Raw genomic sequence first — 25460 nt, forward strand, 5'->3', positions numbered from 1 at the left:
TGAGCGCGTCGCCGGTGACGAAACGGGCGGCACGCTCATGCGAAGGCCTCCTCGTCCGCGGGGTCGTCGCCGCCCGCTCCCGGTTGCATCCAGAGCGCCCGGGCGCCGTCGAGCGGCAGATCCGCGTGGGTGGCGGCAATGATCAGCCCGCCCGAGGCCAGGTGCTCCTGCATGATTGTGATCAACGCCTGTTCGGAGGCCGCGTCGAGCGCCGATGTCGGCTCGTCGAGCAGCCAGACGGGGCGATGAGAGACCAGAAGCCGCGACAGCGACAGCCGCCGGCGCTGGCCCGCGGACAGATAGGCGGCGGGCAGATGGGCGATGTCGGCCAGCCCGACGCGATCCAGCGCCTGATCGACCGTGACAGAGGGATGGCCGTGAAAATCGCGCCAGAAGCCGAGATTCTCGGCCACCGTCATCGGCGTCTTGAGCGCATCGGAATGGCCGAAATAGTGGCAGCGCGCGCCGATACCCTCGGCCGCCTCTTCCTCACCGGTCCGTTCGATGCGGATCGTTCCTTCCGCCGCAGGCACCAGCCCGGCGATGGTGCGCAGCAGACTGGACTTGCCCACGCCATTGGGCCCGCGCACCAGCAAGGCTTCGCCGGCGAGGACCGAAAACGACAGCTCCGCGAAGACCTGCCGTCCACCACGGTCCACGGCGAGTCGGTCGGCAACCAGCTTGAGCATGTTTCTCCCGCGCGATGACACCGGCCAAGCGGCCGCCGGTGAGGGCGATTCAGACACTTGCGCGGCACATTGGCCCGCACCACTCCGGCCCGCAACGCGGGCGTGCGTCACCATGCCCGCGCCCGCGCATTCGTCAAGGGGCGGGACTTGAACGCACCTGAATTCAGGGGCGAATCACGTTGGGCACGCCATCGACGCCCATGAAGATCGCCAGAATCCGCGTCGGCACGTCGCCGGTGGCCTTGCCGTTGTGCCACGTGTGGATGGCTTCCATGAAGGCGTCGCCGGCCTTGTAGACCTTGGTGATCTCCGTGCCGCCGGTCTCGTAGGTCAGCGTCACCTCGCCTTCCATGATGTAGCCATAGGTCGGCACCGGATGCATGTGGCGCCCGGTCGCCTCGCCGGGCTTCATGGTGACGATCAGCGACGACATCTTCAGCGGACCAGACGGATAATGCAGAAGCTGGCCGATGTTCGTCTTGTCGCCTTCCAGAAGATCGATGACCCGTTTGTACTCGGCGCCGGCCGTTCCGGCGGTGTCCTTGGCGTCCTTGGCGGCGACCGGGACGGCGAAGCCCATGGCAAGGATGAGAGACAGAGCGGCGGCGCGACGATGCAGTCTCATGAAAGCGTTCCCGAATCTTTGGACAATCATCCCCGCTTCATGCCCGAGAAAAGTTAAATATCGCTCGTTTTCCGGGCAATTTCGACAAAATCGGCCATTCGCCTTTCGTCACTCTGGAATGGCTCCAAAAAATTCGCTATAGGGCGGCAACTTCCGCCGGCGACCGGATGACACCGCCCAACGGGCTGCCCCTTCCGCGGCTTGCCGGCGCATCCGGCCCGGCGCGCAACGGGCCGTCAATGATTTCCGGTTATGTCGGCATCCTTGCCGGCCCGTCCTGTGGATCGATTATGGCTGAATTTCCCCATTCAGACAAAGCGACCCATGGGCTCCATTGGCGAACCAGCTGATCTTGTGTACAATGGTGTACGATTTTACAGGATCAAGCCGCCAGGCAGATAAATCTCGTGTGGCGCTCCGCCGGTGGACGGGGGCCGCGCACGAACGTTAAAGGGATCGCCAGCCGTGACGACACAATCGCTCGACAGCTTCAAATGCCGCAAGACCCTGCAGGTCGGTGACAAGAGCTACACCTATTTCTCGCTGCCCGACGCGGAGAAGAACGGCCTGGAGGGGATCTCCCGGCTTCCGTTCTCCCTGAAGGTGCTGCTGGAGAACCTGCTGCGCTTCGAGGACGACCGCACGGTCAAGGCGGACGACATCCGCGCCGTCGCCACGTGGCTGGTGACGCGCAAGTCGACCCAGGAGATCGCCTACCGCCCGGCGCGCGTGCTGATGCAGGACTTCACCGGCGTTCCCGCCGTGGTCGATCTCGCCGCGATGCGCGACGCGGCCGTGAAGCTCGGCGGCGACCCCAAGAAGGTCAACCCGCTGGTGCCGGTTGATCTGGTCATCGATCACTCGGTGATGATCGACTATTTCGGCACGCCGGACGCCTTCAGGAAAAACGTCGAGATGGAATACAAGCGCAACGGCGAGCGCTACGAGTTCCTGCGCTGGGGCCAGTCGGCGTTTGACAACTTCCGTGCCGTGCCGCCGGGAACCGGCATCTGCCATCAGGTGAACCTGGAATACCTGGCGCAGACCGTCTGGACCAAGGAAGAGAACGGCGAGACCATCGCCTATCCGGACACGCTGGTGGGCACCGATTCGCACACCACCATGGTCAACGGCCTGGCCGTTCTGGGCTGGGGCGTGGGTGGCATCGAGGCCGAGGCTGCGATGCTCGGCCAGCCGATCTCCATGATGATCCCGGAAGTCGTCGGCTTCCGCCTTGACGGCAAGCTCAACGAAGGCATCACCGCCACCGATCTGGTGCTGCGGGTGGTGGAAATGCTGCGCGCCAAGGGCGTGGTCGGCAAGTTCGTCGAGTTCTACGGCCCAGGCCTGGACAACCTGTCCATCGAGGACGCGGCGACCATCGCCAACATGGCGCCGGAATACGGCGCGACCTGCGGCTTCTTCCCTGTCGACAACGAAACGATCGGTTATCTGAAATCCACCGGCCGCGACGCCGACCGGGTGGCGCTGGTGGAAGCCTATGCCAAGGCGCAGGGCATGTTCCGCACCTCGGACGCAGCCGATCCGGTGTTCACTGAAACGCTGGGCCTCGACATTTCCACCGTGGTGCCGTCGATCTCCGGGCCGAAGCGCCCGCAGGACCGCATCAGCCTGTCGGACGCCGCCACCGGCTTCGTCAAGACCATGACCGACGAGTTCAACAAGGCGGCCGATGTCACCAAGCGCGTTCCCGTCAAGGGCCGCGACCATGATCTGGGCAACGGCGACGTTGTGATCGCCGCCATCACGTCCTGCACCAACACCTCCAATCCCTCCGTGCTGATCGGCGCGGGCCTCGTGGCGCGCAACGCGCTCGCCAAGGGCCTGAAGGTCAAGCCGTGGGTGAAGACCTCGCTGGCGCCCGGCTCGCAGGTGGTCACCGACTATCTCGAGAAGGCCGGCTTGCAGGGCGATCTCGACGCGCTCGGCTTCTCGCTCGCCGGCTACGGCTGCACCACCTGCATCGGCAACTCCGGCCCGCTGCCGGAGGAAATCTCCGAGGCCATCGCCGAGCACGACCTGATCGCCTGCTCGGTGCTCTCGGGCAACCGCAACTTTGAGGGCCGCGTCAATCCGGACGTGCGCGCCAACTACCTGGCCTCGCCGCCGCTGGTTGTCGCCTACGCCATCGCCGGCAACCTGAACGTCGACATCACCACGGAGTCGCTGGGCGACGACAAGGACGGCAACCCGGTGTACCTCAAGGACATCTGGCCGACGACGCAGGAAATCACCGACCTGATCCGCACCTCGATCAACGAGGGCATGTTCCGCGAGCGCTATTCCGACGTCTTCAAGGGCGACGAGCACTGGCAGGCCATCAAGGTCGAGGGCGGCATGACCTACGACTGGCCGCCGACCTCCACCTACGTCCAGAACCCGCCCTACTTCGAGGGCATGACCATGGAGCCCAAGCCGCTTGAGGACATCGAGAACGCTGCGGTTCTGAGCATCTTCCTCGACTCCATCACCACCGACCACATTTCTCCGGCCGGCAACATCAAGGCGGAAGGTCCCGCGGGCAACTACCTGCGCGAGCATCAGGTGCGCCCCGTCGACTTCAACTCCTACGGCGCGCGCCGCGGCAACCACCAGGTGATGATGCGCGGCACGTTTGCCAACATCCGCATCAAGAACCAGATGGTCCCGGGCGTCGAAGGCGGCGTCACCGTGAAGGACGGCGAGCAGAAGTGGATCTACGACGCGGCGATGGAATACAAGGAGGCCGGCCAGCCTCTGGTGATCTTCGCCGGCAAGGAATACGGCTCCGGCTCCTCGCGTGACTGGGCCGCCAAGGGCACCGTGCTGCTCGGCGTGCGGGCCGTCATCGCCCAGTCCTTCGAGCGCATCCACCGCTCCAACCTGGTCGGCATGGGCGTGCTGCCGCTCACCTTTAAGGAAGGCGAGAGCTGGCAGAGCCACGGCATCACCGGCAAGGAAAAGGTCTCCGTCAAGGGCATCAAAGACATCACCCCGCGCCAGATGATGGACATCGAGGTCGAATACGAGGACGGCACCAAAAAGACCATCGAGGTGCTCTGCCGCGTCGATACGGTCGACGAGCTCGACTACATGAAGGCCGGCGGCATCCTGCACTACGTGCTCAGGAACCTCGTTAACAGCTAAGGGCTTCGGGCTCAGGCCCGATGCTCGCGATAAATGAAAGGGCCGCCCATCGGGCGGCCTTTTTTGCTTGCTTGACATTGGGACATTTTTGTCCCAATTTCACTACAAAGCTCACTAGAGGCTGATCCGAGAGGCACGGACTATGAGTCAAACGGTGTATGGACACTCTCCGCGACGGAGGAGAACAAATGCCCTCTCGGGTTCAGTTTCTACGCGAGATTCGCGCGCTTGCTCGCGCGCGCAGTCTCTTTGTTAAGGTCGATACCAAGAAGGGCAAAGGCAGCCATTTTCGTGTGAGGGTCGGTCAAAGAGTGACGACCATTCCAGAGAAGCTGTCGCCGTTGATGACAAGAATCATTCGAAAGCAACTTGGCCTCGATTGAGACAGTGCATCTGTTACGCGTCCCCTCTGGCAAAAGCCGAAGGCCTGTCCATGTCCTACATCTACAAAGCCCTCCTCACCCCCGATCCCGACGGCGGGTTTGTCGTGACGTTTCCAGACGTGCCCGAAGCGATCACGGGCGGGGAGACCCGCGCCAAAGCGCTGGAGATGGCCGAGGACGCGCTCACGGTGGCGCTGCTCGGGCGTCTCGACGATGAGGCGGCCTTGCCGATCGCGGCGGCCAGCGGCGGCGCCCTGGTGTCGGTCGCGGTTCCAGCGCGTTTTGCAGCGAAAATCGCGCTGATCGAAGCGTTTCGCGCCGCGCAGGCCAAGGATCCGGCAATCAGCCAGAGCGAGCTGGCGCGCAAACTCGGCGTCGACCACAAGGAAATCCGCCGCAGGCTTGATCCCGACCACAAGACCAAGCTGCCGGCTCTCGAAGAGACCCTGAAGGCGCTCGGCAAGCGCCTCGTCGTCAGCGTCGAGGACGCCGCCTGACGATTTTGGGACATCGTTTTAAACTCTTCGCGTCATCCCGTGTCTGCGGCGCAGCGTGTGCGCCGCAGACACGGGATCGATGCCGTGATGCTGCTATACGGGAACGCCATCGCGGATCCGCACTGCGTCGTAGCCCTTCGCACCGCCTCCCGTGCTGAGCCATATCGGCATCGATGCCGGATCATGTCCGGCATGACGGATCGTCCGATGCCAGCCGCCAATCACCTCTCCCACGGGGAGAGGTCGCGCCGCAGGCGCGGGTGAGGGGCGCCGGACCATCTGTATCGCTGTGAGCTTTGCAGCCCCTTGCATGTTGTTTCCAGCGCAAATCGGCGATGATTTGTGCTGGCCGCGTGCGGATGGCCATCCGCACGCGGCCGGATCGACGGGGCCGCGATCCCCTTGGTCGAGACCCGTGGGTGAGCCTGGTCCGCCGATCCCTTTGCGCCTGTTCTGAACAGATGATTGGGAGCCAGACCCGCATGCAAGGCCAGATCCAGCCGCAAACACCCAGCGCACAGCCAGTCTACGTCGGCATCGACGTCTGTAAAGACCATCTCGACATCCACCTGCATCCCCTCGGGCACGGCCTGAGGCTCGCCAACGACCGCGACGGCGTGAGCCGGCTGAAGCGACTGCTGGCCCGACACGACGTCGCGCGCGTCGTGCTGGAGCCGACGGCCAGCTACCATCGGCTCGTCCACCGCTCGCTGGCCCAGGCCGGCTGGCCGGTGGCGGTCGTCAACCCGCTGCGCGCGCGGCTGTTCGCCGAAGTCCTCGGCAGCCGCGCCAAGACCGACCGCGTCGACGCGAAAATGCTGGCGATCCTCGGCGCGACGCTGGCCCCCCAGGCCACGCCGCCGGCGCCCGAAGCGCTCGAGGACCTGCGGGAGCTGGTGCATGCGCGCGCCGCCGCGACCCAGGAGCGCACCGCGCTCGCCAACCGGCTGACGGCCAGCCACGTCGCCGTCCTCAAGGCCGAGCTCAGGCGGCGGCTGGCCGGCCTCGACAGGCACATCGCGCGGCTGGCCCGCGAGATCGGGCGCCGCATCACCGACGATCCGGGGCTGGCGCGGCGCCAGGCCATCCTCACCTCGATCCCCGGCATCGGCGCCACCGTCGCCGCCGTGCTGATCGCCGACATGTCCGAGCTCGGCCAGCTCGACCGCCACGCCTGCGCCAGCCTGGCCGGCGTCGCCCCCCTCGCCAACGACAGCGGCGACATCCGGGGGCCGCGCCACATCAGGGGCGGCCGCGCCATGCCCCGCCGCGCGCTCTATTGGGCAGCGCTGTCCGCCGCCAGGTACAATCCCGACCTCGCCGCCTTCTACAAACGCCTGCGCGACAACGCCAAAAAACCCAAGGTCGCCCTCACCGCCGTCATGCGAAAGCTCATCATCCTCGCCAACACCCTGCTCAAGGAGGACAGACTGTGGACCCCAAAACACGCTTGACCTGAAACACAGATGCTCACCCCAACCCTCTCCCCATGGGAGAGGGGGCGGAGGCGGTAGGCCTGGTGGAGACGGGACACCAAGGCGGAGGCGGCAAGCTTTGGCGGATACGGCGGCCCTGGGTGGGGTGGTAGATCCTGGCTGGATGCAGCGGGCCCACCAAAAACTAATCCCCGCCCTCAGGACATGTCGTATCATTCCCCCCCTCGCCCGGCTCCACAGCGGGACCGTGATCGGACCGTCCGTTCGCGTGGGTCGGGGATCGTGACGGTTCCGGCTGAAAGGGCGTAACGGACCAGAGTAGGCTGGAGCTGCCGGTTTGCGTCGGAGCCTCCGTTCAGTCGGAGGGCCGGGGTCTCAATTGAAAACGGCTTCGGTGGATTGGCAGGTAGCGCCGGTAAAACGTCACGGGCAAGGCGCGGGTGCGTCCGCCGAAGAAACAGCTTTTGCTCACACTGCGCAGGCGGTGTCGCCCGCGCCTTGCCAATTCCCGGAAAACGCCGGCCCGAAAGGGTGCGGCGGGTTTGGTGTTGGACCGGGTTCACACGCCGGTCTTTCGAGACGGGCCTCCGACCCTCCTCAGGACGACGTCATCGTGTGGGCATTTCGGGCATTTACGAAAACCCGACTAAACCCTCCGCGTCATCTCATGCGCGGTGCAGCGCGCAGCGGCGCCCCGCAGACACGTGACCCATGCCGTGATGCATCCATTCAGGGATGCCATCAAGGTTCCGAAGGTCTGCCCAGCCGCGGCTACCGCCTCCCGTGCTGAACAATATCGGCATGGATGCCGGATCAAGTCCGGCATGACGAGCGGAGAGGTGGCCTTCAATCCCCTCTCCCATGGGGAGAGGGCGCGGATGCGGCTCGCCCCGCCGTTGCTCGCTAGTGCGCCTCGTCCCAGGTGTCGGCGGCGCGGGCGTCGACCTGCAGCGGCACGCGCATGGAAAGCGCGGGGTGGGGCGCGTCCTCCATGGTGCGGGAGACGACCGGAATCGTGGCGTCCGCCTGATCCTCGGGCACCTCGAAGATCAGCTCGTCGTGCACCTGCAGCAGCATCTTGGCGTCAAGCTTCGCCGCCTTCAGCGCGTCCTCCATGCGCACCATGGCTCGCCGGAGAATATCGGCGGCGGAGCCCTGGATCGGCGCGTTGATCGCCGCGCGTTCGTAAAACGCGCGCATGTTGGGGTTCTTGGTGTTGACGTCGGGATAATGCGCCTTGCGGCCAAAGATCGTCTTCACGTAGCCGTTGGCGTGCACGAAGGATTTCGTCTCCTCCATGAAGTCGCGGATGCCGGGGAAACGCTCGAAATACTTCTTGATGTAATCGCCCGCCTCGCCGCGCGAGATGCCGAGCTGGTTGGCGAGGCCGAAGGCGGAGATGCCGTAGATGATGCCGAAATTGATTGCCTTGGCGCGGCGGCGGATCATCGGGTCCATGCCCTCGATGGGCACGCCGAACATCTCGCTCGCGGTCATCGCATGGATGTCGAGCCCGTCGGCGAAGGCCTGCACGAGCTGCGGAATCTCCGCCATGTGAGCGAGAACGCGCAGCTCGATCTGGCTGTAGTCGGCCGACAGCAGCTTGAAACCCTGCGGCGCGATGAAGGCCTTGCGGATCTTGCGGCCGGCCTCGGTGCGCACCGGAATGTTCTGCAGGTTGGGCTCGGACGAGGACAGCCGCCCGGTCGTGGTCGCCGCCAGCGCATAGGAGGTGTGCACGCGGCCGGTCTCGGCGTTGATGTAGCCGGGCAGCGCGTCGGTGTAGGTCGATTTCAGCTTCGAGAGCTGCCGCCATTCGACAATCCGCGAGGGCAGCTCGTGGCCTTCGGCCGCCAGGTCGTCGAGCACGGAGGCCGAGGTCGACCAGGCGCCGGTCTTGGTCTTCTTGCCGCCGGGCAGGCCCATTTCACCGAACAGGATGTCGCCGAGCTGCTTCGGCGAGCCGACATTGAACGGCTTGCCGGCCAGTTCGTGGATTTCGGCTTCCAGCGCGGCGGCGCCCTGCGCCAGCTCGCCCGAGAGCCGCGACAGCATCTGCCGGTCCACGGTGATGCCGCGCATTTCCATGCGCGCCAGCACCGGCACCATCGGCCGCTCCAGCGTCTCGTAGACGGTGGCGATCTGTTCGCCCGGCAGGCGCGGTTTGAGGATCAGCCACAGCCGCAGCGTGACGTCTGCGTCCTCCGCCGCATAGGCCGAGGCCTTCTCGATGGAGACCTTGTCGAAGGTGACCAGCGTCTTGCCCTTGCCGGCGACCTCCGCGTATTTGATCGGCACGTGGCCGAGCCAGCGCTCGGAAAGCGCGTCCATGCCGTTGCCGCCCTTGCCGGCATCCAGCGCATAGGACAGCAGCATGGTGTCGTCGTAGGGCGCGACCTCCACGCCGAGCCGCTTGAAGATCACCCAGTCGTATTTCAGGTTCTGCGCGATCTTGAGAACGCTTGGGGCCTCGAGCAGCGGCTTGAGCGCCTTTAGTGCCTCATCGCGCGGAATTTGGCCCTCGACCAGCCCGCCGCCGCCCAACAGGTCGCCCTCGCCGTCGACATGGCCGAGCGGGATGTAGCAGGCCTTGCCCGGCTCGGTCGCCAGCGAGATTCCGACGATCTCCGCCTGCATGGTGTCGAGCGAAGTGGTTTCCGTGTCGACCGCCACGAAGCCGGCCTCGAAGGCTGCGTCGATCCAGACCTGCAGCGCCTCCAGCGTGGTGACGGTCTCGTAAGCGGAATGGTCGATCGGCAGCGCGCCGATGTTTGCTGCCCGGCGCTCGGCAAGCGCGGAAGGCGTCGCCTCGCCACTGTCGCCGGACGTTGCGGAGCTGGCCACCGGCGTCGGGCTTTCCCAGCCCTTGATCGCGACCTCGGTGGCCTCGATGTCCTCGGCGCTGGTCTCGCTGAGTTCCGCCACGCGGCGGGTCAGCGTGGTGAATTCCATCGCCTTGAGGAAGGCGACCGCCTTCTCGCCGTCGAGCGGCTGTACCGCGCTGTCGGCAAGCGCCACGTCCACCGGCATGTTCTGGTCGAGCTCCACCAGACGGCGGGAGATTCGCGCCTGTTCGGCGAATTCGATGAGGTTTTCGCGCCGCTTGGTCTGCTTGATCTCGGAGGCGTGCGCGAGGAGGTTCTCCAGATCGCCGTATTCGTTGATCAGCTGGGCAGCGGTCTTCACCCCGATCCCGGGCACGCCGGGCACGTTGTCCACGCTGTCGCCCGCCAACGCCTGAACGTCCACCACCTTGTCCGGCGCGACGCCGAATTTCTCCTGAACCTCCGGCGCCTCAATGCGCTTGTTCTTCATGGTGTCGACCATGGCGACGCCGGGTTGGATCAACTGCATCAGATCCTTGTCCGACGAGATGATGGTGACGTCGGCGCCCGCTTCCACCGCCTGGCGGGTGTAGGTGGCGATCAGGTCGTCGGCCTCAAAGCCTTCCTGCTCGATGCTCGCCACGTTGAAGGCGCGCACAGCGTCGCGAATGATGGAGAATTGCGGCCGCAGGTCCTCGGGCACGTCGGGCCGCTGGGCCTTGTACTGGTCGTAGATCTCGTTGCGGAAGGTTTTCGCCGAATGATCGAAGATCACCGCGATGTGCGTCGGCGTGACGCCCGCCGCTGTTTCATCGGCCTCGCGCAGCAGCTTCCACAGCATGTTGCAGAAACCCGCGACGGCGCCCACCGGCAGCCCGTCCGACTTGCGCGTCAGCGGCGGCAGCGCGTGGTAGGCGCGGAAAATATACGACGAGCCGTCGACCAGAAACACATGGTCGCCAGGGGCGAGGGGACGGGAGATCTTGGATTCGCTGGACATGGGCGGATCATGCCCATGGCGGCGGCGCTTTAAAAGGCAGAAAACGCCACAGGGCGGTTTCTTTCCCGCCTGATGTGACCGGCTCTCGCCGGTCTCGTCAGGCGGCGGCCTATTCGGCCGGTTGCAGCGCTGGAGTTTTCGCCCTGCCAAGGGTCGCCCAGGCCGGGCGCTTGAACAGGAAGTCGAAGCGCGTGCCCCGCACGATCCAGAACAGCATCAGCGGGCCGATGACGCCGGCCGCGGTGACGAGCACCGAGATGGTGCCTAGGTCGGTGATGATGCCGGTTTTCAGCAAGGCCGCGCGGCTGACGCCCATCGGCAGGAAGAAGGCCAGATAGACGACGATCGAGTTCTCGCCGCAGAAGCGCAGGAAGCCGAACAGCGAGACCCGCGAGAGCAGCGCCGAGACCAGCACCACGGCGGTCGCGCCGATCGCGCCCAGGCCCAGCGAGACGAAGGGCATGTGCGAGAAGCCCATGGCGACCAGAATGCCGTTGACCAGCCCCCAGATCGCGAGGCCGGCGATCGCCGGACCGGCATGCGCCATGGCCCAGGCGGCGAGGCGGAAGACATGCGGCGCGAAGACGTAACCGGCATAGAAGAAGACGAAGCGGCCGGCGAATTCGTCCACCAGCAGGGCGCCGGTCTCGATCGGCGCGATTTCAAGCGCCGCGGCCACGACCAGCATCACCTGCCACGGGATGCCAACCTGGCGCGCGAGCTTGGTGACGACGAAGAAGATCGGCAGGATGTAGATGAACCACAGCGTGCCGAAGGGCTCGACATAGGCTTCCAGATACGCCAGCAGCGTGCCGTCCCAGCCGAGCTCGCTTGCGAAACCCGGCGCCTTGATGGCGAACTGGATGGTTACCCACAGCGCGTAGAAATACACGAAGTGGATGACCTTCTTGTCGAGATAGGAGCGCCAGTCGCGGTCGATGACCAGGCTGAGAAACAGGCCGGAGATCAGAAAGAAGTCGGGCATGCGGAACGGCTGCGCGAATGCGACCACATGGCCCATCCAGCCCTCGGCGCCCGCCGCTTTCTCGACGCCAAGCGTCGAGTGCATCATCACCACGAAGATGATGCAAAATCCCTTTGCATAGTCGACCCAGTCGATCCGCTCCGCCTGCCGCATTGCCGTGTTCCCGCTGCCTGTGTTCATGGACGTCACCATGCGGAAGCAGGCTGAAAGACACGGTTAAAAATCACGATTGCAGTGCGGAAATCGGTAAAAAGGGTAAACAATCCCTCACGGATTTTACCTACGGATCACAGATGCGGGAAAGGCTGCCAACACTTGGCGGCGTCCATGCGAAGGCGTCAGCGCAGGCGGTCCTGCCGCCAGGGCGTGTCGGGATTGTTCTTGCGCGACCACTCGTCCTCGTCGAGATCGACCACATGGTCCTGCCCTTGCGGCCCGCTCCGCGCGCGGAAGCCGCCCGCCGACATGGAGATCGTGCTGACGTCGAGCCGCGTGACGATGAACCGCCAGATCGCATGCCGCACCGGCGGCACGAACAGCAGGAAGCCGAGCGCGTCGGTGACGAATCCGGGGGTCAGCAGCAACACACCGGCGACCAGGATCATCGCGCCGTGGCCCAGCTCCTCGCCGGGCACGCGGCCCGCGTCGGTTTCGGCGCGCACACGCGCCAGCAACGAAAATCCCTGATGGCGCAACAGCGCCGTGCCGATGACGGCGGTCACGAAAATCATCGCCAGCGTCGCGAAGACGCCGATCTGGCCGCCGACCAGAATGAACACGGCGATTTCCAGGATCGGAATCCCGAGCAGGGACAGCAATAGGATCAAACCGGGGTTCATGACATCTCGCGCTGTTGGACTGGCTTGTGGGCCTTGGACCCGTAAATAGGGTGTATGGAGGCCGAGTGCCAGTGCCTGGGAGAATGCCTCTATGAAGGCGTCCGCGGTGCAAGGTGATCCTGTGCGTCGTACCGCCCTGAGGCTTCGCGACGTCGGGGAAATTGCCTGTTTACGTACGTACCGATGCTGCTTGAGCCGATTTTTGTCGTCCTTTGGTCATGAAAAGCACTCTGGACTTGTGCTGGCCGCTGGATGCTGGTTCAAGAAGCCTTACATTAGAAATCGATCATCGGAACGGCTTCGTGCGGCAGGCAGTTGCGCGGACGCCCAAAAGCGCCGACGGCGCATGCCGATAGAAATCGTACGACAGGATCGAACATAGGCCGGTAGCGCGATATGGGTGACTTTCTCGACATCTACAACATTATCTTCCTCGTGCTGGCGGTGGCTATCTTTTTCCGGCTGCGCAGCGTGCTTGGCCGCCGCACCGGCAGCGAACGGCCGCCGTTCGATCCCTATTCATCGCGCGATGCCGATTCCGATTCCGATGCCGGTTCCAACGACAACGTCGTGAGCATCGGCGGCAAGCCGGACGATGAAGACCGTGACGCGACACATCAGGATCAGAAGCTGGCCAAGCTCGCGCCCGAAGGCTCGGCGCTGAACGAAGCCTTGCGCTCGATCATCTCCGCCGACCGCAGCTTCGATCCGCAGCACTTCGTCCAGGGCGCGAAGGCCGCCTACGAGATGATCGTCACCGCGTTTGCCGAAGGGGACCGCAAGAGCCTCAAGGGCCTGCTGTCGCGCGAGGTCTATGAGGGCTTCGTCTCCGCCATCGATGGCCGCGAGGCGCGCGGTGAGACGGTTGAATCCACCTTCGTGGGCATCGACAAGGCGGAAATCGTCGAAGCGACGCTGAAGAAGTCCATCGCCCAGGTGACGGTGCGCTTCCGCAGCCAGCTGATCTCCGCCACCCGCAACGAGGACGGTGCGATCATCGAGGGCGACCCGAACCAGGTGACCGAGGTCACCGATATCTGGACCTTCTCGCGCGACACCAGCACGCAGGACCCGAACTGGAAGCTGGTGGCCACCGAAGCGGCGGAATGAATTGGCGGCGGCCGGCGCGGCAGTGTCCGCGACCGCTGACGCGTTCAGGCGCGCCGCGCCGACGCCCGGGAGCGCGCGGGGCATGGGCCGCCGTTCTTGTCGTTCTGGTCTGCGGTTCCGCCGTCTTTCCCATCGCCGCGCAAGGTTCCATGACCCACGGCTCTTCCCTCACACCGGTTCGCTTCGAGGCGCTCGCCGGCTGGGCGGAGGACAATCACGCAGCCGCGCTTGAAGCCTTTCGGACAGGCTGCGGCGCCCGCTCCGACGCGGCGCCGGCATCCGGCGTGGAAGCCCTGCGGATCCAGGCGGATCTGTGCGCCCGCGCCTTGCGTGTCGCCGAGAATGACGGCGACGCGGCGCGGCGGTTCTTCGAAGACCATTTCCTTCCCCTGCGGGTGGATGCGCCCGGATTCGTCACCGGTTACTTCGAGCCCGAGATCGCCGGCGCGCGCACGCGCAGCAGCCGGTTCCAGGTGCCCTTGTACGCGGCGCCCACCGATCTCGTGCGGCTGGACGAGACCTCGCGGCCGCAGGTGCTGGACCCGGCGCTGCAATTCGCCCGGCGCACGAAAGACGGCCTTGTCGAGCATCCCGACCGCGCCGCGATCGAGGCGGGCGCCTTGAAGGATCGCGGGCTTGAGATCGTCTGGGTCGAGGATCCGATCGACGCCTTCTTTATCCATATCCAGGGGTCGGCCCGCATCCGGCTTCAAGACGGCTCGCTGATGCGGATCGCCTATGCGGCCAAGAGCGGACATCCCTATACGCCCATCGGCCGGCTGCTGATCGAGCGGGGCGCCATTGCCCGCGACGACATGAGTATGGAGCGTTTGCGCGACTGGTTGCGCGACAATCCCGATGAGGCGCGCGCGCTGATGCAGGCCAACCGCTCTTACATCTTCTTCCGCGAGGTCGCGATCGCCGATCCGTCCGCCGGTCCCATCGGCGCGGCGGGTGTGTCGCTGACGGCGGCGCGCAGCATCGCGATCGATCCTGCGTTCTATGCCTACGGCACGCCGATTTTCGTGACCGCCGATCTGCCCGAGGACACCACCGGGACCGGGCAACCGTTCCGGCATCTGATGATCGCCCAGGACACGGGCTCCGCCATCAAGGGTCCGGCGCGGGGCGATCTTTACCTTGGGTCCGGTGAGGCGGCGGGCCTTCGTGCCGGGCGGATCCGTCATGCCGCGGAATTCGTTCGCCTGGTACCGCGCGGCTCGCGCCTTGCGAGGGAGGCGGAGCGTGAGCGAAAATGAGCGCAAACGCCGCAAACGCGCCCTGTCGGCCGAGGAGCACACCCTGTGGAAACGGGTGACCGAAACGCTCAAGCCGCTGCCCGGCGACACACGCGTGCGCGCGGTCGGCAAGCAGGCCCTGGCGAAGGACAAACCCGCGGCCGTTGCGGCCAAGACACCGGAAAAGCCGAAGGCGACCACAGCCCTCGCCGGCCGGCTGGTCGCGCCGCCTTTGAAAAAGACGGCGCCGGCGGCGCCATCGCCTGGCGCGCTCGACAGGCGCATGCTGCAGCGGCTGGTGCGGGGCCGCACGGCGATCGACGGCCGCATCGATCTGCATGGGCTGACCCAGTCCGAGGCGCATGGCCGCTTGCACAGCTATCTGGCGGGCGCGCAGGCGCGCGGCCACAAGGTGGTGCTTGTGATCACCGGCAAGGGGGGCGATGGATACGACGGGCGCGGCGTGCTGCGGCGAATGGTGCCGCATTGGCTGCAACTGCCGCAGTTCCGCGATCTTGTGAACGGCTTTGAAGAGGCGCACGCATCGCACGGCGGTTCGGGTGCGCTTTACGTCCGCATCCGGCGGCGCAAGCCGCCGCATGGCTTCCACGGTTTCTGAAAGGCAGCGCAATGACCCCGTTTGGCGCGAAAGTGCGCGAATTGCGCCGCAAGCGCGGCATCACCTTGAAGGAAATGGCCGCCGAGCTGCAGGTTTCCAGCGCCTATCTGTCGGCGCTCGAACATGGCAAGCGCGGCCGGCCCACATGGTTCATGGTGCACAGGATCATCGGCTTCTTCAACGTGATCTGGGACGAGGCGGAGGAACTGCAGCGTCTTGCCGAGATCTCCGATCCGCGGGTCACGGTCGACACGGCGGGCCTGGAGCCCGAGGCAACCGAGCTCGCCAATCTTCTCGCCATGAAGATTCATGGTCTTTCAAAGAGTTCGCTCGATCATGTGCTGCATCAGGTACGCGTTGCCGCGGCCAAGGACGGTGTGTAAGAGGCCCGAATACGAGATCCCCGTTGGTCTGAATTGCACCCAATTTCTGCCCGATACAATCGCCTCGCGGCCACCGGACCCCGCCCACCCGCCGGACGCGGAATACATCGTTGACGACCCGCGCGCTCTGTTGACCTATGATCCAGTTTCATCGGAAATACCTGCATGACATCACTCACCGAGCCCTTTCCCGAGCTGATCGACTCGGCCGCCCTGCGCCACGAGTTCTCGGCGTTGACGAAACCGTTCGGCGGTGATGGCACCGATCTCGGGGTGCGCTCGGCGGTTCTGGCGCGGCTCAAGGAAGTCTACCAGGAAGGGCGCGACAAGGTTGAGCAGGCGCTGCGCGAGGACGGCGGCGGCCATCTCTGCGCCCGTCGGCTGTGCTTCCTGCAGGACGAGATCATTCGCGTGATCTACGATTTCGCGGTGTTTCATGTCTATCGGGTGCAAAATCCGTCCGCCGCCGAGCACATGTCCGTTGTGGCCGTGGGCGGCTACGGCCGGGGCACGCTGGCGCCGGCCTCCGATATCGATCTGCTGTTCCTGCTGCCCTACAAGCAGACGCCGTGGGGCGAATCGGTCGTCGAATATATCCTGTATCTGTTGTGGGACCTCGGTCTGAAGGTGGGCCACGCCACCCGCACCGTCGGCGAATCGCTCCGCCTGTCGCGCAGCGACATGACGATCCGCACCGCCATTCTGGAAGCCCGTTACGTCTGGGGCCACAAGGACCTGGCCGAGGAATTGATCGAGCGCTTCGACAACGAGGTGGTGAAGAACACCGGACCGGAGTTCATAGCCGCGAAGCTGGCCGAACGCGACGAGCGGCACCGCCGCCAGGGCCAGTCCCGCTATCTGGTCGAGCCCAACGTCAAGGAGGGCAAGGGCGGCCTGCGTGACCTGCACACGCTGTTCTGGATCGCCAAATATTTCTACCGCCTGCGCTCGGGCAACGAGCTGGTGAAGGCCGGGGTGTTCTCGCGGGCCGAATACAACCGCTTCGTGCAATGCGACGATTTTCTTTGGGCGGTGCGCTGCCACATGCACTTCCTCACCGGGCGGCCCGAGGAGCGGCTTTCGTTCGACATCCAGCGCGAGATCGCCCAGCGTCTGAGCTATACCGAGCATCCCGGCCAGCACGATGTGGAACGCTTCATGAAGCACTATTTCCTCATCGCCAAGGACGTGGGCGACCTGACGCGCATCCTGTGCGCCGCGCTTGAGGAAAAACACGCCAAGCAGACGCCGGGCCTGTCGCGCTTCCTCAACACGCTGAAGCGCTCGAGCCGGCGGCAGCCGCTGGGCAGCAGCAAGGATTTCGTGGTCGAGAACGACCGGCTCAACATCGCTCATGCGGATGTCTTCAAGAAGGACCCGATCAACCTGATCCGGGCCTTTTCGCTCGCCGAGCGCCACGACCTGCTGTTTCATCCCGAACTGATGAAGCTGGTGCGGCGCTCGCGGCGGCTGATCGACCGGTCTCTGCGCGAAAACCCGGAAGCCAACCGGCTGTTCATCGGTATCCTGACCTCGCGCGGGGATCCGGAAACCGTGCTGCGGCGGATGAGCGAGGCCGGGGTGCTGTCACGCTTCGTGCCCGACTTCGGCAAGGTCGAGGCGATGATGCAGTTCAACATGTATCATCACTACACGGTGGACGAGCACCTGCTGCGCGCCATTGGCGTGCTGTCGGAAATCGAGCGCGGCGAACAGGGCGACGATCATCCGCTGTCGACCGAGATCCTCAAGACCACGCAAAACCGCAAGGTTCTGTATGTGGCGCTGTTCCTGCACGATATCGCCAAGGGCAGGCCGGAGGATCATTCCATCGCGGGAGCGCGCATCGCCCGCCGGCTGTGTCCGCGGTTCGGCCTGAACGCCGCGGAAACCGAAACCGTCGCCTGGCTGATCGAACACCATCTGCTGATGAGCACCGTCGCCCAGTCGCGCGATCTCAACGACCGCAAGACGATCACGGATTTCGCCGAGGTGGTGCAGAGCCCGGAGCGGCTGAAGCTGCTCCTGGTGCTCACCGTCGCCGACATCCGCGCCGTCGGGCCCAATGTGTTCAACGGCTGGAAGGGACAACTGCTGCGCACGCTGTACTACGAGTGCGAGCCGGTTCTGGCGGGCGGCTACAGCCTGCCGGCCAGCAGCAAGCGGGTCGAAGCGGCCCAGCGCGAACTGGCCGAGGAATTGGAAGGCTGGAGTGCCGCGGAAATCGAAGCCTACCGCGAGCGCCACTACCCGTCCTATTGGCTGCGGGTGGATCTGCCGCAGAAACTGATGCACGCCGAAATGATCCGCGATGCGGATGCCTCCGGCAAGCAGCTCGCGAGCAAAGTGACCACCCACGCCTTTGAGGGTATCACCGAGATCACCGTGCTGGCCGCCGACCACCCGCGCCTGCTGTCGACGATCGCCGGGTCGTGCTTCGTGGCCGGCGCCAACATCGTCGATGCGCAGATCTACACCACCACCGACGGCCTGGCGCTCGACACGATCTTTGTGACCCGCGAACTGCCGGACGACGCAGATGAGCGACGGCGCGGCGAACGCATCACCACGCTGATCTCCCGGACGCTGTTGGGAGAGGAGAAGCTGCCGAACAGCGTCGCCCAGAAGGCCGCGACGCGCAGCCGCTCCAAGGTCTTCCGGCTGGAAACCGAGGTGCTGGTCAACAATTCCTGGTCCGACCGCTACACGGTCCTGGAGACCTCCGGCCTCGACCGTCCGGGCTTGCTCTACGACCTGACGCGCGAGATCTCGGCTCTCAATCTCAACATCGCCTCCGCGCATATCGCGACCTTCGGCGAGCGCGCGGTGGATGTATTCTACGTGACCGACCTGACGGGACAGAAAATCGCCAATGTCGCCCGCCAGGTCAAGATCCGCGAGCGCATCGCCGCCGCCTTCGACGGCGTTCAGCCCGCCAAGCCCGTCAAACAGGCGAAGGCCGCCTGGCGCAGCATGACGAGCGTGAAATGATCACCGCGCCCGCCCGCCCTGCTCCCGTGTTCCCGACGCATCCGCCAAGGGTGAGAGAGCTGCCGCGATGAGCCTCTTGAAGCATTTCGTCACGGTGGGTGGAGCGACCCTGTCGAGCCGCCTGCTGGGCTTCATACGCGATGTCACCATGGCCGCGATCATCGGGACGGGACCCGTGGCCGACGCCTTCTTCGTCGCGTTCCGGCTGCCCAACCTGTTTCGGCGATTGTTCGCCGAGGGCGCGTTCAACTCCGCCTTCGTGCCGCTGTTCGCCCGGTCGCTCGAGGAGCAGGGCGAGGAGGGCGCGCGCCGGTTTGGCGAGGAAGTCCTCGCCGGGCTGTTCTGGACCCTTTTGGTGATCACCGCGATCGCGGAAGTCGCCATGCCGGCGCTGGTGTGGGTGCTGGCGCCCGGGTTCTACAGCGACCCGGACAAATACGATCTCGCGGTGCTGCTGTCGCGCATCACCTTTCCCTATCTGCTGTGCATGTCGCTCATCGCCTTTCTCGGCGGCATTCTGAACACGTTTGAACGGTTCGCCGCCGCCGCCTTCGCGCCGGTGCTGCTCAACGTCGTGATGATCGCGGTGCTGGGTCTGATCGCGGTGCTTGGGCTCGACGCGGGCCGGGAGAGCGGCATCGTGCTGGCCGGCGGCGTGGCGCTCGCGGGCCTGGTGCAACTGGTCGCCCTGGCCACGGCCCTCAAGCGCTACGGCTTCCACCTGTCGATGAAGCGCCCCCGGCTGACGCCGGGCGTGAAGCGGCTGCTGCAACTGGGCGTTCCCGGCGTCATCGCCGGCGGCATCACCCAGATCAACATCGCCGTGGGGACGATCATCGCATCAACCCAGGCCAGCGCCGTCTCCTATCTCTACTACGCCGACCGCGTGTACCAGTTGCCGCTCGGCGTCGTCGGCATCGCCATCGGCGTGGTGTTGCTGCCCGATCTGTCGCGGCAATTGCGCGCTGGAAACGGCGACGGGGTGCTCCATACCCAGAACCGGGCACTCGAGTTCGCCCTGGCGTTGACCTTGCCTGCCGCCATCGCCCTGATCGTCATCCCGCACCCCATCATCTCGGTGCTGTTTCAGCGCGGCGCCTTCAGCGCCGCAGACACACAGGCCACCACTGCCGCGCTGGCCGCGTTCGGCGTCGGGTTGCCGTCGTTTGTGCTGATCAAGGTCTTCTCGCCGGCGTTCTTCGCCCGTGAGGACACCAAGACGCCGATGTGGTTCGCCGGCGCCGCCATGGTGATCAACGTTGTCGGCGCCTTCGCGCTGTATCCGTTCCTGGCGCACGTGGGCATTGCACTGGCGACGTCACTCGCCGGATGGGCCAATGCGCTGCTGCTGGTCATCACCCTGTGGCGGCGTGGCGACTTCGTGCCCGACGCGGCCCTTGCGAAGCGGCTGCCTCTGATGCTCCTGGCGAGCCTCCTGATGGGCGGCTGCGTCTATGCCGGCGCCTGGGCTTTGGAGGACTGGCTCGCGGCACCCGCCCTGATCCTGCGCGTTGCCGCCCTTGCCCTGCTGGTCACTGGCGGCATGACCGCCTTCGCGCTCTTCGTGCAGCTGACCGGCGCGGTCGACATTGCTGCGCGGCTGAAAGCCTTGCGCTCCAAACGATAGTTGGCGATAACCGCGCGGGCTTTTTGCGGCGGACCCCATCCGTCCGGGCCCGTTGATCAGGGCCTGTCCACAAGGCCCGCACACAGGGAAACATTTGATGAGCGTGTTCGAGCCGCGTGTCTTTTCCGGCGTCCAGCCGACCGGAAACCTGCATCTGGGCAACTATCTGGGTGCCATCACCCGGTTTGTCGCCATGCAGGACACCCATCCTTGCCTCTATTGCGTCGTCGACATGCACGCCATCACGGTCTGGCAGGAGCCGGCCGAGCTGCAGGCCGCCATTCGCGAAGTGGCCAGCGCCTATATCGCCGCCGGCATCGACCCCAAGAAGAGCATCATCTTCAACCAGAGCCAGGTCTCGGGACACGCCGAACTGGCGTGGATCTTCAATTGCGTCGCCCGCATGGGCTGGCTCAACCGGATGACCCAGTTCAAGGAAAAGGCCGGCAAGAACCGCGAGAACGCCTCGACAGGCCTGTTCGTCTATCCCAACCTGATGGCCGCCGACATTCTGCTGTACAGGGCGACCCATGTGCCGGTGGGCGAGGATCAGAAGCAGCATCTGGAGCTGACCCGCGACATCGCGCAGAAATTCAACAACGATTACGCCGGACGGATCGCGGACATGGGTCACGATCCGGAGGCGGGCTATTTCCCGCTGACCGAGCCGATCATCGCGGGCCCCGCCACCCGGGTGATGAGCTTGCGCGAGGGCACCAAGAAGATGTCGAAATCCGACCCTTCCGATCTGTCGCGCATCAATCTGACCGATGACGCCGACACGATTTCGAAGAAGATCCGCAAGGCGAAGACGGACGCCGAAGCGTTGCCCAGCGAGACCGACGGGCTGAAGGACCGTCCCGAGGCGGCCAATCTGGTCGGCATCTACGCGGCGCTCGCTGAACACAGCCCGGAACAGGTGCTGAACGACTTCGGCGGCTCGCAGTTCTCCACTTTCAAGCCCGCGCTGGCCGACCTCGCGGTCGCCAAGCTCGCGCCGATCGCCGATGAGATGCGCCGCTTGAAGGACGACACGGCCTATATCGACCAGGTGCTGGGAGCCGGCGCCGACCGCGCCGACGCCATTGCGCGTCCGGTCATGCAGGGCGTCAAGGACATCACCGGCTTCCTGTCGACCCGCAAGGGCTGAGACCCGGAAACGTTGGGCATTCTGGGGGCGGCTTACGAGCCGCCCCTGTTGCTATGGGCAACAGTGTGCGTCCTTGCCCGACGCGCGGGCGTCCTGGATCGGCGGGCATGGCACATCGCCGAACGAACAAAACACGCAGCAATCACCCGCTTTCGGTTTGAGCAGACCCCCGCACCCCTTGCATGTGTAGAAGAACTGGCAGGCGTCCGTCGGCATCTGCTCGCATTCCGCATGACCGCAACGGGGACAGGTCAACGTCGATTGAAGAATCGTCGTCATTGCAGCGGCCTTCGTTTGCTCAGCGGACATTCACGTCGTTTTCCCAAGTCCGCCGTCGCACGCTCAGACGTCCAGCCCTTCGAACAGCGCGGTCGACAGATAGCGTTCCGCGAAGGACGGGATGATCACCACGATCGTCTTGCCCACCATCTCCGGCCGCTGGCCGACCTTGATCGCGGCAGTCAGCGCGGCGCCGGACGAGATGCCGACCGGCAGGCCTTCCAGCTTCGCCACCAGGCGCGCCATCTCGAAGGACTCGTCGTTGGTGACGGTGATCACCTCATCATAGGCGGAAGTGTCGAGAATTGCCGGGATGATGCCCGCGCCGATGCCCTGGATCTTGTGCGGGCCGGGCTGGCCGCCGGACAGGATCGGGCTGTCGGCCGGTTCTACGGCGACCACGTGCAGGTCGGGTTTGCGGCTCTTGAGCACCTGGGAGACGCCGGTGATCGTGCCGCCCGTGCCGATGCCGGAGACGAAGACGTCGATGTTGCCCTTGGTGTCGTTCCAGATTTCCTCGGCTGTCGTCTTGCGGTGGATCTCCGGATTGGCCGGGTTCTCGAACTGCTGCGGCATCACGGCGTCGGGAATCTCGGACAGCAATTCGTCCGCGCGGGCCAGCGCCCCCTTCATCCCCTTGGAGCCATCGGTGAGTTCGAGTTCGGCGCCAAGCAGCGCCAGCATCTTGCGCCGTTCCACCGACATGGTCTCCGGCATCACCAGAATGATGCGGTAGCCGCGCGCCGCCGCCACGAAGGCCAGCGCGATGCCGGTGTTGCCCGACGTCGGCTCGACCAGCGTCGTCTTGCCCGGCGTGATCTTGCCGTCCCGCTCCAGCGCGTCGATCATGGCGACGCCGATGCGGTCCTTGACGCTGCTCAGCGGGTTGAAGAATTCCAGCTTCGCCAGCAGGTTCGCATTGACGCTCTTTTCCTTGGCAAGCCGGTCCAGCCGTACGATCGGCGTGTCGCCGACCGTGTCCACGATGGAGTTGTAAATCCGGCCTCGTCCGCGCTGCTCGGTCATTTGGGGTTCCTCGCCACTTCGCTAAAAATCGTTGGATGAACGTCTCTTGCAACCCGGCTTCTGCGGCCGGGAGGCAGAAGACTAGAACTGCTTGTCAAAATGCGCGAGTCCGCTTTGCCGCCTTCTCCGCATATGGCGGAAAAAATTGTTCCAACAAGACACGCCGTCTTGGCAGAGATTCAGTGCTCGCAGCGACCCGCGCGTCAGGCGGCCGCGGGCGACAGCCCCAGCATGCCGCCAAGCGCCGCCATGTCATGGATGACGTCTGCGCCTGCGGCCCTCAACGCCTCTGCGCTGGTCTCCGGGTCACCCGCATAGCCCACGGCGCGCATGCCGGCGGCCACCGCCGCCAACACGCCCGGGACACTGTCCTCGACGACAACGCAGCCCGCCGGCTCATGCCCCATGCTGCGCGCCGCGTGCAAAAAAAGATCCGGCGCCGGCTTGCCGTTTTCGACCATGGAGGCGGAAAACAGCACATCGCCCAATAGCGGCAGAAGGCCGGTGACGCCGAGCGTGATGCGCATCTTGGAGACCAGGCCGGAGGAGGCGACGCAAAACGGCACGCCCGCGGCATGCAGCCGCTCGATCTGCGCATGAACCCCGGGAATCGCCGGAACGCCCTGCGCGAAAATCGCTTCGGTTTCGCTGTGCAACCGATCGACCCAGTCCGCGCCCAGGTCCAGCCCGCTTTGCGCCTCGACCATCTTCTGGATCGACGCCGCGCTGCGGCCTGTGAAAGTCCTTCGACTTTCCGCATAGGTCATGGGAAAGCCGTCGCGGGTCAGGACGTCCGCCAGCATCTCGTTGGAACGCTTTTCGGTATCGACGAGAACGCCGTCGCAATCGAAGATGACCAGATCAGGCAGCATGATGGAATTCCAGGGAACTGTGAGGACTGTGGGGCGCGATGTCAGTGCGTTCCGGTTGACCCGAAGCCGCCGGTGCCGCGCCCGGAGTCGTCCAGACTGCCGGTTTGCTGCAGCTCGGCGCGATACACCCGCGCGACCACGAGCTGGGCGATGCGCGCGCCCCGGCTGACCTCGAAGGGTTTGCTCCCGTGGTTGATCAGCAGCACCTTGATCTCGCCGCGGTAGTCCGAATCCACCGTGCCCGGCGCATTCAGCACGGTCACGCCATGGCGCGCTGCCAGGCCTGAGCGCGGCCGCACCTGACCCTCGAACCCCGGCGGCAGGGCTATCGCGATGCCGGTCTCGATCATCGCATAGGCCCCCGGCGCGATAACGACGGGCGCACCCTCGTCCACGGCCGCTGTCAGATCCAGCCCCGCCGCCTCATCGCTCTGATAGGCCGGCTGCGGCAGGCCCACGCCATTGGGCAGGCGCTGGAATTTGACGGGCACGCTCATTCGGCTGACTTTCGTTCGAACTCAGGACTTGTTCAGGCTGGCGGCGATACGGGCAACGAGCCGGCGCGCGACCTCCACCTTGTCCATTTTCGGCCACTCCTCGACACCGTCACGCGAGACGATGCGCACTGTGTTGGCGTCGCCGCCCATCACGCCGCCTGCGTGGTTCACGTCATTGGCGACGATCCAGTCGCAGCCCTTGCGCGCGAGCTTGGACTTGGCGTTGGCAATCAACGCGCTGGTCTCGGCCGCGAACCCGACCACCAGGCGTGGCCGGTCTGCCGCCTTGGAGACGGTCGCCAGAATATCGGGGTTCTCGACGAAGCCCAGCGCCGGGGGTTGGCCAGACGCGTCCTTCTTGATCTTGTCACCCTGCTCGGTATCCACCCGCCAATCGGCGACTGCCGCGGCCATCACGGCCACGTCGCAGGGCAGAGCGCGCTCAACGGCGGCCAGCATCTCGCGTGCCGTCTCCACATGCACCGTCGTGACGCCCGCGGGATCGGCAATCGACACGGGCCCCGAGACCAGCGTCACGTCTGCTCCTGCGGCGGCAGCGGCGGCGGCGATGGCGTGGCCCTGTTTGCCCGACGAGCGGTTGGCGAGATAGCGCACCGGGTCGATCGGCTCGTGGGTCGGCCCGGAGGTCACGAGGAGCTTGACCCCCGCCAGCGGAGCATCCACTGGACCCAGCGCCGCGTCGATCGCGGCCAGAATTTCCATCGGCTCGGCCATGCGGCCGGGCCCGGCCTCTTTGCTTTCCGCCATCTCGCCGGTGTTGGGGCCGACGAAGGCGACCCCATCAGCCTCGAGTGTTGCTAGATTGCGGCGCGTGGCCGGATGCTGCCACATGCGCGGGTTCATGGCCGGCGCGGCAAGCACGGGCTTGTCGGCGGCCAGCAACACCGCCGTGGCGAGATCGTCCGCCAGCCCATGGGCCATCTTGGCCAAAAGATCAGCCGTGGCGGGCGCGATGACGATCAGATCCGCCTCGCGCGACAGCCGGATGTGGCCGACATCGTGCTCGGCGTCGCGATCAAAGAGGTCGGTGAACACGGTGTCGGCGGTTAGCGCGCCCACGCTGAGCGGCGTGACGAAGTTCTGCGCGCCCGCGGTCATCACGGCGCGCACCTGCGCGCCGCGCTCGCGCAGCCGCCGGATCAGATCGAGCGCCTTGTAGGCGGCGATGCCGCCACTGATGATCAACAGGATGCGTTTGCCCTGCAGCATTCCGTCACCGCC

20 protein-coding genes are annotated in these 25460 nt (G+C 65.3%); 10 read left to right on the forward strand and 10 right to left on the reverse strand.

Annotated features, from left to right (window positions below; all coding sequences use genetic code 11):
* Positions 1-35 precede the first annotated feature (35 nt).
* Complete coding sequence (gene ccmA / locus D1F64_RS01125) at positions 36-689, reverse strand: heme ABC exporter ATP-binding protein CcmA (RefSeq protein WP_117410919.1); 654 nt, start codon at positions 687-689, stop codon at positions 36-38.
* 163 nt (positions 690-852) lie between these two features.
* Complete coding sequence (locus D1F64_RS01130) at positions 853-1314, reverse strand: cupin domain-containing protein (RefSeq protein ID WP_248304567.1); 462 nt, start codon at positions 1312-1314, stop codon at positions 853-855.
* A gap of 465 nt (positions 1315-1779) precedes the next feature.
* Between D1F64_RS01130 and acnA the strand changes: the two genes are divergently transcribed.
* The 3 genes from acnA to D1F64_RS01150 all read left to right on the forward strand — a co-directional run bounded on the left by acnA (position 1780) and on the right by D1F64_RS01150 (position 6795).
* A complete protein-coding gene (gene acnA, locus D1F64_RS01135) occupies positions 1780-4461 on the forward strand; it encodes an aconitate hydratase AcnA (RefSeq protein WP_117410920.1) in 2682 nt (893 codons plus the stop codon).
* A 433-nt stretch (positions 4462-4894) separates the two neighbouring features.
* The gene (locus D1F64_RS01145) at positions 4895-5341 is read left to right on the forward strand and encodes a type II toxin-antitoxin system HicB family antitoxin (RefSeq protein ID WP_117410921.1); all 447 of its coding nucleotides are present in this window, start codon (positions 4895-4897) and stop codon (positions 5339-5341) included.
* Positions 5342-5823: 482 nt separating this feature from the next.
* On the forward strand, positions 5824-6795 hold the full coding sequence (locus tag D1F64_RS01150; RefSeq protein WP_117410922.1) for an IS110 family transposase: 972 nt from the start codon (positions 5824-5826) through the stop codon (positions 6793-6795).
* Between the two features lie 885 nt (positions 6796-7680).
* On the opposite strand, the gene polA is transcribed toward D1F64_RS01150, so the two are convergent.
* From polA to D1F64_RS01165, 3 genes are all read right to left on the reverse strand, one after another.
* The gene (gene polA, locus D1F64_RS01155; RefSeq protein ID WP_117410923.1) at positions 7681-10602 is read right to left on the reverse strand and encodes a DNA polymerase I; all 2922 of its coding nucleotides are present in this window, start codon (positions 10600-10602) and stop codon (positions 7681-7683) included.
* A gap of 109 nt (positions 10603-10711) precedes the next feature.
* Positions 10712-11767, reverse strand: a complete 1056-nt coding sequence (locus tag D1F64_RS01160) for an acyltransferase family protein (RefSeq protein ID WP_205470604.1) — start codon at positions 11765-11767, stop codon at positions 10712-10714.
* A gap of 158 nt (positions 11768-11925) precedes the next feature.
* Positions 11926-12426: an FxsA family protein gene (locus D1F64_RS01165; RefSeq protein WP_117410924.1), complete on the reverse strand. Its 501-nt coding sequence runs from the start codon at positions 12424-12426 to the stop codon at positions 11926-11928.
* 396 nt (positions 12427-12822) lie between these two features.
* On the opposite strand from D1F64_RS01165, the gene D1F64_RS01170 reads away from it, so the two are divergent.
* The 7 genes from D1F64_RS01170 to trpS all read left to right on the forward strand — a co-directional run bounded on the left by D1F64_RS01170 (position 12823) and on the right by trpS (position 21544).
* Positions 12823-13536: a Tim44/TimA family putative adaptor protein gene (locus D1F64_RS01170; RefSeq protein ID WP_117410925.1), complete on the forward strand. Its 714-nt coding sequence runs from the start codon at positions 12823-12825 to the stop codon at positions 13534-13536.
* A 149-nt stretch (positions 13537-13685) separates the two neighbouring features.
* On the forward strand, positions 13686-14795 hold the full coding sequence (locus D1F64_RS01175; protein WP_117414336.1) for an MltA domain-containing protein: 1110 nt from the start codon (positions 13686-13688) through the stop codon (positions 14793-14795).
* Positions 14782-15393, forward strand: coding sequence for a Smr/MutS family protein (locus tag D1F64_RS01180; protein ID WP_248304568.1), 612 nt, complete (start codon positions 14782-14784; stop codon positions 15391-15393). The genes D1F64_RS01175 and D1F64_RS01180 overlap by 14 nt, the downstream gene beginning before the upstream one ends.
* Before the next feature lie 11 nt (positions 15394-15404).
* The gene (locus tag D1F64_RS01185) at positions 15405-15776 is read left to right on the forward strand and encodes a helix-turn-helix domain-containing protein (protein ID WP_117410927.1); all 372 of its coding nucleotides are present in this window, start codon (positions 15405-15407) and stop codon (positions 15774-15776) included.
* Between the two features lie 165 nt (positions 15777-15941).
* Positions 15942-18767 carry a [protein-PII] uridylyltransferase gene (locus tag D1F64_RS01190; RefSeq protein ID WP_117410928.1) on the forward strand — a complete coding sequence of 942 codons (2826 nt, stop codon included), beginning with the start codon at positions 15942-15944 and terminating at the stop codon, positions 18765-18767.
* Positions 18768-18834: 67 nt separating this feature from the next.
* On the forward strand, positions 18835-20394 hold the full coding sequence (gene murJ, locus D1F64_RS01195) for a murein biosynthesis integral membrane protein MurJ (protein ID WP_117410929.1): 1560 nt from the start codon (positions 18835-18837) through the stop codon (positions 20392-20394).
* A gap of 97 nt (positions 20395-20491) precedes the next feature.
* Complete coding sequence (gene trpS / locus D1F64_RS01200; RefSeq protein ID WP_117410930.1) at positions 20492-21544, forward strand: tryptophan--tRNA ligase; 1053 nt, start codon at positions 20492-20494, stop codon at positions 21542-21544.
* Positions 21545-21595: 51 nt separating this feature from the next.
* Here trpS and D1F64_RS24145 read toward each other — a convergent pair whose 3' ends face one another.
* The 5 genes from D1F64_RS24145 to coaBC form a co-directional block, all read right to left on the reverse strand.
* Positions 21596-21823: a GDCCVxC domain-containing (seleno)protein gene (locus D1F64_RS24145; protein WP_117414337.1), complete on the reverse strand. Its 228-nt coding sequence runs from the start codon at positions 21821-21823 to the stop codon at positions 21596-21598.
* Positions 21824-21886: 63 nt separating this feature from the next.
* Positions 21887-22849, reverse strand: a complete 963-nt coding sequence (gene cysK, locus D1F64_RS01210; RefSeq protein ID WP_117410931.1) for a cysteine synthase A — start codon at positions 22847-22849, stop codon at positions 21887-21889.
* A gap of 203 nt (positions 22850-23052) precedes the next feature.
* On the reverse strand, positions 23053-23721 hold the full coding sequence (locus D1F64_RS01215) for an HAD-IA family hydrolase (protein ID WP_117410932.1): 669 nt from the start codon (positions 23719-23721) through the stop codon (positions 23053-23055).
* A 41-nt stretch (positions 23722-23762) separates the two neighbouring features.
* Positions 23763-24218, reverse strand: a complete 456-nt coding sequence (dut, locus tag D1F64_RS01220) for a dUTP diphosphatase (RefSeq protein WP_117410933.1) — start codon at positions 24216-24218, stop codon at positions 23763-23765.
* Positions 24219-24239: 21 nt separating this feature from the next.
* Positions 24240-25448, reverse strand: a complete 1209-nt coding sequence (coaBC, locus tag D1F64_RS01225; RefSeq protein WP_117410934.1) for a bifunctional phosphopantothenoylcysteine decarboxylase/phosphopantothenate--cysteine ligase CoaBC — start codon at positions 25446-25448, stop codon at positions 24240-24242.
* Between the last annotated feature and the right edge of the window lie 12 nt (positions 25449-25460).

It is taken from the genome of Breoghania sp. L-A4 (assembly GCF_003432385.1).
In the GTDB taxonomy this organism is placed as follows: Bacteria; Pseudomonadota; Alphaproteobacteria; order Rhizobiales; family Stappiaceae; genus Breoghania.